This window comes from Spiroplasma endosymbiont of Megaselia nigra, from assembly GCF_003987485.1.
Taxonomy (GTDB): Bacteria; Bacillota_I; Bacilli_A; order Mycoplasmatales; family Mycoplasmataceae; genus Spiroplasma.
The window spans coordinates 1-6,214 of sequence record NZ_RCOO01000068.1; the positions used below are offsets into that span (position 1 = coordinate 1).

A 6,214-nucleotide genomic window follows, 5' to 3' on the forward strand; every position below is an offset into this window, starting at 1 on the left:
TCTTTTCCAACAATACAATCCATTTGAAATCAACCAAAAGTCCCTTTTTCATGTTCTGCTTCTTCAATAAATCTAATATTTGTTAATTGACCACGATCATCTTTTCTCTTTTTTGTTTTAAACTTTTTTCCTTTAAATGGTAATTTTTTCTTAATTTCAGTATTTTCATCATCAAAAACTCCATATTCAATATATTTGTAAAGTGTCACATGTGAAAATGGAAACTTTTCATTATACTTTTTTTCATATTCAAAAACAATTAACATTGGTGAATAACTTTTTTTACTTAAAATTTTCCTTACATGATTTACAACTTTTTTTGTAATTGTTGTATATTTAATAGATTTTTTTCTTTTCTTTTTATAATTATCATTTGCTTTTTCGGGATCGTAATCTTCTTTAAGTCTATTAACTTCTAATCTGATTGTGTTAGGACTTTTATCCAATACTTTTGCTATTTTTGATAAATTAGGTGCACTCTAAAAAAGGTTTTTTTATTTTGTTTAAAGGTTTTTTAATTACATTAATTCCTTTTTTAAGTTCTTTATAAATATTTATTGTTTTTGGTTTTGATATTATTTTAGTATGTAATTTTTGATAACCAGTTTTTAAATTAGTTGCATATTCTCGCTGTTGATTTAATCAATTTTTATTATCTATATATTGTTTATGATTATTTAATTTAGCATCTTTTGTATTGTAAAAATTATTACTATAACGATTTATTTCTTTATTTAATTCTAATAGGTTTTTATTAATACGACTTGCTCTTAATTTAACATCTCCACCACCTTTATTTTGTTGTGTATATATTTGTCAATTTACATATTCTCTTAATTCACTGCGTAATCATACATGTAATCACATATTTCAAAATACAGACCCTGCCCCAGTTCCATTTTTACCAGTTGCTGATTTCATTGCTTGTCATACTTGAATATGTACCTTTGGATATGTATAAGGTCCATATCATCTTTTTTGTTTATCATTATCACTTTGAATTAAAATAGTTAAATTACCTATTAATTTTTGTTTATTAGTTATTTGAAAAAAACCTTTTTTACATCAACTACTAGATAGGATAGTTCAATTACTCTCTGTTGGAGTTAATTATTTTACAATTTCTTTATATTTATTTTTATCTAAAAAACTAATATCTTTAAATAATTGTATTTCTAAACTTTTAGGTATTTTTGCTAATAAATCACTTAATATATTAGGGTTTAAATAATATTGAATTTGTGCTAATTGATGTTCAATATCTTTAATGCTTTGTAAAATTGCTTTTATTTTAGAATTACCATATTTTTCTAATAATTTTATAATTCTTAATGCTATTTTTGGGTTTTCTAAAATACTAGTAATTAATGTTAATAATTTTCACATTTTTTGACACTCTCCTTATGGTGATTATATAATGGGTGATAACAAAAAGAGGTGTAAAAATGGATAATAAACAAGAAATAAATTTTAATGAGTTAATTAATAAGCCTGAATATTTAAGTTATTTAGAAACAGGAAAATATAAAATATTACAAGAACAAAAATATTATATTGATATTCCTTGAATTATTGCTAATAGAAAATCTGCTCCGTTAACTATTGGACAGGGGTTAATGTTTAATTGTGATAATGATGATACACAAGATTGAATAGAAGAATGATATGAGAAAAATTATGTTTATTCTAAATTATATCAAAATTAATTAGCAAATAGTTTATATGGTCGTAGTGTAATGTATTTATTAAAAACACAAACAGGAGATTTAACGATTGATGTTGCTCCAATTGGATCAAATGTTCGTATTGCTAAATATTCAGAAATAGAACAATATGCGGAAATGTGAATATTACCTGCTCAATCTGATTATATGTGATATCAAAGAGTACAATTTTATCCTAGAAAAGCAAAAATAACTTATTATACAGCCAAAGATTTAGAAATTGGAATTTGACAAACTTACGGTGAATTAGAAAGCAAACTAAGACCAGTTTCTACAATGGAATATGATACTGGGATTGATATATTACCTATTGTTGAATTTATTAATTTACCTAAATTAGTGCATGGTACAAAAACAACAGTAGATGCTGCCCCCGATTGCTTACCTGTATTTAATTTAATTAAAGATGTCCAAGACAATATTTACTATAAAAGAATTGAAAGAATTATTAATCGTACTCATTTTATAGGACAAAAAGATACTACTCATTCACTTGTTGATAATGGTAAAGGCGATGAAGAATTAGTAAGTGCTGATGCTATTATTACTAGCACAGTTCAACAATATGCTATGACTGGTACTACTGGTGTTGGTTTAATTCATGCTCAACAAAATTATACTGAAATAACTATTGATAGTGACTATTCTATGAAAATGATATTTAATGGTTCAGGTTATGATTATGATAATTTTGCTGGTGAAACTTATACTAATAAAACTCAATCTTTAATGAATGGTAAAAATGATATTCAAACTACAAAAAATAAAAGAGCATTAAGATTACCAAAATTATATCGTTTATTTGATTATATATTTAGACATTATGGTAAATGAGATAATTTAAATGATGATAATCCAAATAATGATAATGTTAGACCTTATACAATAGAATTTATAGATATTGATATTGTTGATGATATTACTCAAGCTGATGTAATTGATAAAAGAATTGCAAATCGAACTATTACTCATATTGAGGCAATTCATAAACAAGATAAGGTGACAAATAAAAAAGCACGAATGATGTTTGAAGAAATTAAAACAGAGCAAAAAGAACAATTATAGCAAGAAATGAGTTATATTGATGAAGAAGAAAATCAAACAAGAGAAGAAGATATTAAAGGAGATATACAATAATGCAAGTACCTAATATTAATAGTATTTTTAAAAACTTAAATGAAAGAATAATGGATAATAGTGTTAGATCTGATTTAACTAAATTAGATATTGATATTAAAAGTAATTATTTCTTTTTTCCATTTATCATTAAAACTGGTTTAGTAAATATTACTGATAAAGGTTTTCAACCTAATAATGGAGTACCACAAAACTTTACACAAATGTCTCAAATATTTACTGGTAAAGAGGGAGTTATTGCACAATGAAAAAATGCAATTAAAATTAGATCTAGACATATCCCTGATATTTTAAATTATGATTTTTTACAAAATAATAAAGATTGATTTACTTATTCTATTGATGATTTTAAAAAAAGTTTAACGGATAAAATTAGTTATTTATATATTACTAGTACTGAAAAAACTTATTTATGAGATGCAACAAAACAAGTTTTTATTAATAAAGAAGAACCTGATAATAATTATCCAATTAATGATATTTGAGAAAAAATTAATAATGAAAATGGTTTTAATGTTTATGTTATGAATTTACAAAAAATTAATAAAGCATTAGATAATTTTGCTATTAAAAGAAAATTTAAAGGTGATGCTTATAAATGTCATATTGTTAATATTAATGATACTGTTGAATTTTCTAAATTAGGTGGTGAATAATATTTTGGTGAATATAATGCTTGATATCTTGATCGTACAATTACGATTGAAACTACTTATAATTTTCAAAGAGAAGATTTTTTAATATTTTATTTAGTTCCTTTACAATCTGATAAAGAAGATGTTGATGATAATTTATTAATGTTTATATCAAATGCTCAACCAAAATATAATGATTTAAATGAATTAGTATATTGAAATATTACTTTTAGTTATGTTAAAGATTATATTAATACTACTAGGCAAACTATTCAACAATTCGTACAATTTTCAGCACCAGGTGAAGGTTATGTAATACCTAAAATAATATGAGATGAATTATGTATTCCAAAAGATTATGAAATTAATGAAAAATTTACTGGGGATAATGGAATTAAAAGTATTCAATTAACTTTATTAGGTAATAATGGATTTACTGCACCAGTTATTTTTGGTCGCCCTATTGAAAATTTAGGACAATGAAATGAAAAAGTATATCCTCAACGAAGATTATTTATTGATAATTTAAAAATGCCAATTGCTGATAGTTTAACAAAATCATCAAAACCATTAACAACTTATTATTTAACTAATGGGATTCCTGCTATCAATGGTCAATATGATAACTGATTAAAAAGAAAACAAGCACAATCTAACCAAGAAATTAAAAAAAATTATGAAGGTTATTTAAATACAGATAGAAAATTAACCCGAGCAACTAATCCTAATAATTTAACTGTTAAAGATGTTGCCTTAAATTATAAAGGTAATAGTGTTATTAAAGATTTTGATGTACGAGCAAATGGTTATTTTAAATATAATGTTGATATTGGACATAACATTATTAATCCAAGTAAAAATCGTGGTCAATTAAAAGATATGTTAAATTTATTTAGTGTTATGGTTAATCATATTATTAGTTTGCCAATAGATATAACAGAAAGTATTGCACGAACTCAAAGAAATATTCCTATTGTTGGTAAATTTTTAAATGCAATAAGTTTAGGAATCCCGATTTATTGAAAAACAATAGATAAAAATACTAATAATTTATATCCAAATATTAAGACAGGAATTCCTTTATTTATAGGTAAAGCAAACTATACATTTTATGATGAAAGTTATTGACCTATTGTTGAAGATAGCACTAGTCCACAAGCAAAAAATCAGGGTAATATACCCTTAGATGCTTTTAGATATAATACCCAATATGAGGTAAATGATATTATTGGTGCTAGTGCAAGTAATACAAGTTGAGCATTTACTTTAACTGATAAAATACAAGTTTCAAAATGATCTAAAAGTCAAAAAACAGAGATTGATAAATATGCTTGAATTAGTAGTGTTATGATACCACAATCATTTAATGATGAAGATAGTATTTATTTAATTAATGAAGAAAGTGTATCATTACCAACAATGGAAACAGGAAAAAATTTATTAACTGATATTGTTGGCGGTGGTAGATACATAATTGATGCTATTGATTTTTATAATTTAGGTAAAACCGCATGTCGTATTTATATGTTTTCTGATGATATTGATTTATATGATCCATATTCAATTATGAGTTATTTTGTTAGTTTACAAACGACATCTTTATATAATAATTCAGTACGAGATTGATTAACTCTTTATTCACTTAGTTATTTAGACCAATATATTGATGATGATATAGTTCACGAATGACCTGTTAAATTACCAGACCCACCACCAAGTATTAACTTTTATCCAGTACAAATTATATTAAATAAAGCAGATAGTAAATTAGATATGTTATCAAAAGGAAATCCATCGGGAGCTACACCTGATAATAAAACATATTCACAAGATATTTTATTATTTGATTTTTCTCAATTTGGTGCGACTGAATGAAAACAAGTTCAAGATAATTATGATGAATTTGAATTTGGTAATGATGGAAAAGTAAGAATATGAGCTACTGTTGATGGTAAAGAGGTTATTCAATGAATTAATAAATCCTTAGGAGTAAAACATATTATTAAAATTGAAAATATTAATGAAAGTGGATATAGTGTGTTTGTTAATTTAGAAGAAGAAGCATATCCATGAGGTAAACTAGCGGGTTATAATTTTAAAACACAAATTTCATTTTACAATCAAGGTGTTAAATTAAAAATGAAAGTTAATTATGAATTATGAGGTATTGGTGCCAGTAATTTAACTAGTATGAATTCAAATGGACATTTTGAAATTAATACTATTGCAGGTGCATATATTAGGTTAAAAGAAAAATAGGTTTTTATAACTATTTTTTTTTATTCACCATTAACTTTTATATTATTATTCTCATCAAGAATTAAATTAGGTTCTTGTGTATCTAATAAATTTCAACGATATACTGATTTAAAATATTGAATATCCTTATGCCAAAATATTCATTTTAAATTATTTTTTTGGATAGTTAAATCAAATGTATTATTCCAATCTAAATCTTGAACTAGTGCAAGTTTATAATTATCACTTATTTTTTGAATATTTTTCTCAATTTTTAATAAATTATTAATTGTTTCTAAATTAGAAACTTTAAAACCTTTATAAAAATCATTTCGGGCTAATTTTCCAATTGTATATAATAAAGTTTCATTATTAGCCTGCTTTGTAAAATCAAATATTAATTTATCAGATAAAATCTTTTTACCTGTAACTTGTCTTACAACATCTTCTAAGTTATTAGCAGTTATTACACCTAATTTT

Annotated in this window: 7 protein-coding genes and 1 pseudogene; 4 read left to right on the forward strand and 4 right to left on the reverse strand. The window is 24.0% G+C overall.

All coding sequences use genetic code 4. The features are described from left to right. The 3 genes and pseudogenes from D9R21_RS03950 to D9R21_RS03960 all read right to left on the reverse strand — a co-directional run. Positions 1-473 (reverse strand): annotated as a pseudogene (locus D9R21_RS03950) (IS30 family transposase); the annotation flags it as partial. Beyond that, on the reverse strand, positions 469-921 hold the full coding sequence (locus D9R21_RS03955; RefSeq protein WP_126821186.1) for a hypothetical protein: 453 nt from the start codon (positions 919-921) through the stop codon (positions 469-471). The gene D9R21_RS03955 and the pseudogene D9R21_RS03950, both read right to left, overlap by 5 nt. 189 nt (positions 922-1,110) lie before the next feature. Next, a complete protein-coding gene (locus D9R21_RS03960) occupies positions 1,111-1,386 on the reverse strand; it encodes a hypothetical protein (protein ID WP_126821187.1) in 276 nt (91 codons plus the stop codon). A 59-nt stretch (positions 1,387-1,445) separates the two neighbouring features. On the opposite strand from D9R21_RS03960, the gene D9R21_RS03965 reads away from it, so the two are divergent. The 4 genes from D9R21_RS03965 to D9R21_RS03980 all read left to right on the forward strand — a co-directional run bounded on the left by D9R21_RS03965 (position 1,446) and on the right by D9R21_RS03980 (position 5,755). Then, entirely contained in the window at positions 1,446-1,706 is a 261-nt protein-coding gene (locus D9R21_RS03965) for a hypothetical protein (protein WP_126821188.1), read from the forward strand. Between the two features lie 30 nt (positions 1,707-1,736). Continuing rightward, positions 1,737-2,789 carry a hypothetical protein gene (locus D9R21_RS03970; protein WP_126821189.1) on the forward strand — a complete coding sequence of 351 codons (1,053 nt, stop codon included), beginning with the start codon at positions 1,737-1,739 and terminating at the stop codon, positions 2,787-2,789. A gap of 71 nt (positions 2,790-2,860) precedes the next feature. Continuing rightward, entirely contained in the window at positions 2,861-3,517 is a 657-nt protein-coding gene (locus tag D9R21_RS03975) for a hypothetical protein (protein ID WP_126821190.1), read from the forward strand. Positions 3,518-3,658: 141 nt separating this feature from the next. After that, a complete protein-coding gene (locus D9R21_RS03980) occupies positions 3,659-5,755 on the forward strand; it encodes a hypothetical protein (RefSeq protein ID WP_126821191.1) in 2,097 nt (698 codons plus the stop codon). Positions 5,756-5,775: 20 nt separating this feature from the next. On the opposite strand, the gene D9R21_RS07075 is transcribed toward D9R21_RS03980, so the two are convergent. Beyond that, on the reverse strand, positions 5,776-6,214 hold a 439-nt coding region (locus D9R21_RS07075; RefSeq protein ID WP_158613877.1), incomplete at its 5' end, for a hypothetical protein.